Annotated in this window: 1 protein-coding gene; it reads right to left on the minus strand. The window is 49.5% G+C overall.

What is annotated here, in order from left to right; genetic code table 11:
- Positions 1-1,728, minus strand: a 1,728-nt coding sequence (gene tkt / locus ACOJTG_RS05120; RefSeq protein WP_420152824.1) for a transketolase, incomplete at its 3' end; no start/stop codon positions are given.
- Positions 1,729-2,010 lie beyond the last annotated feature (282 nt).

The raw sequence follows: 2,010 nt of genomic DNA on the forward strand, positions 1-2,010 counted from the left end.
AGCCTCCACGGCCAGGCGTTTTTTGATCCGCTTGGGTAGCACGCTTTCCTTATACGCTTCCTCCTGTACCTCGAAAAACTCCCAGCAGGGCATGCTGACCACGCGGGCCTGAATGGATTCTTCGGCAAGCTTTTGCTGAGCTTCCAGAATGAGGGGTACTTCCGAACCCGTCGCAATCAAGATAACGTCTGGCTCGCCCTCACTGTCCGAGAGAATATAGGCTCCCTTGTGCAAATTCGTCGCCGGGGCGTATTTTTCCTGATCCAGAATGGGTAAATCCTGACGGGTCAGTACCAGCAATACTGGACCAGTCGTATGCTGCAAAGCCGCTTTCCAGGCCTGAGCCGTTTCGTTGGCATCCGCTGGTCGAATCACTACGATATTGGGCATGGCCCGCAAGGCCATCAATTGTTCAACGGGTTGGTGCGTAGTACCATCTTCACCCAGACCAATGCTGTCGTGCGTGAAAACCAGTACCACCCGAATTTTCATAATAGCTGCCATCCGGATCGGTGGCCGCATGTATTCGGAGAAGATCAGGAAAGTTGCACCGTAAGGAATGATTCCCTTGGTCAGGGCCATGCCATTGAGGGCGGCCCCCATGGCGTGTTCGCGAATACCAAAGTGGAAGTTCCGGCCCAGGCGATCTTCTGCCGTGAATGATCCGTAATCTTTCAACAGCGTATCCGTTGACGGAGCTAAATCTGCTGCTCCGCCCATCAGACTCGGCAGTACGGAAGCTAAAGCGTTCAAAACCTTGCCTGAAGCTTTCCGCGTAGCCATTTTGCCCTCTTCCGCCTTGAATACGGGAAGATTTTCCTCCCAACCTTCGGGCAGTTTCAGGCTACGTTCCTGTTCATACTGAGCGGCTAGTTCAGGGTATTCTTTGCTATAAGCTTCGAACAACTCTCCCCACTGCTGCTCCAGTTGGGTTCCTTTTTCACCGATTCCCCGGTAATAGTTCAGTACTTCTTCGGGTACGACAAAGGACTGTTCAGGATCAAAGCCAAAGTTCTTTTTCACCAGTTTCACTTCTTCTTCCCCCAGGGGTGAGCCGTGTGAACCTGCCGTATTAACCTTGTTTGGACTACCGTAGGCAATTTGCGTTCGTACCTTAATCAGCGAAGGGCGAGTCGTTTCCTGCTTGGCCTTTTCCACGGCCGCCGAAATGGCCTCGATGTCGTTCCCATCTTCCACCACCTGTACGTGCCAGCCGTAAGCTTCAAAGCGTTTAGCCACATCTTCGTCGAAGGCTAGGTTCGTATTTCCCTCAATGGAAATGTGATTATCGTCGTAGAGGTAAATCAGGTTGCCCAGCTTGAGATGGCCTGCTAGGGAAGCAGCCTCGGAGGTGACCCCCTCCATCATGTCGCCATCACTGCAAATGGCGTAAATTTTATAATTAAAGAGATCAAAGCCGGGCTTGTTATAACGGGCGGCCAGATGCTGTTGGGCAATGGCAAAGCCTATCCCATTAGCAAAGCCCTGGCCCAGTGGTCCCGTAGTAATATCGATCCCGTCGAGCATACCGTATTCGGGGTGGCCCGCCGTTTTGCTGTGCAGCTGACGGAATTGTTTGATATCCTCAATCGTCAGATTATAGCCCGTCAAATATAGAAAACTATACTGCAAGTGCAGGGATAAATGGTTCTGTTGGATTAGAGACTGGGATTTACGCAGCATATGGACTAGGTGTGGGTATAAAAGGTGGTTTGGAAAAAGATGAATGACAAAATTAAGGAGATTAAAATGTTAGAAGTTAAAGAAAATTCAAGAAAGTTATTCCGATTGCTTCTCCTTATATTCCCAATATTTTTCGGGACTATGGGAACCATCAGTTTGATAGTTCTCGTAACATGGGGAATACCACCGGAAGACCTAATGTCCCAACTACCTGTGATTCTTGCCTTGGCCCTTGTCTTTTATGTTCCCTGCATAGCTTCTCTCATCATACGTGCAGGTTTCTTTAAAAAAGACTGAATCTCTTAAGATTAGTGCGGGATGCTACAA

The organism is Siphonobacter sp. (genome assembly GCF_048595215.1).
Lineage (GTDB): Bacteria > Bacteroidota > Bacteroidia > Cytophagales > Spirosomataceae > Siphonobacter.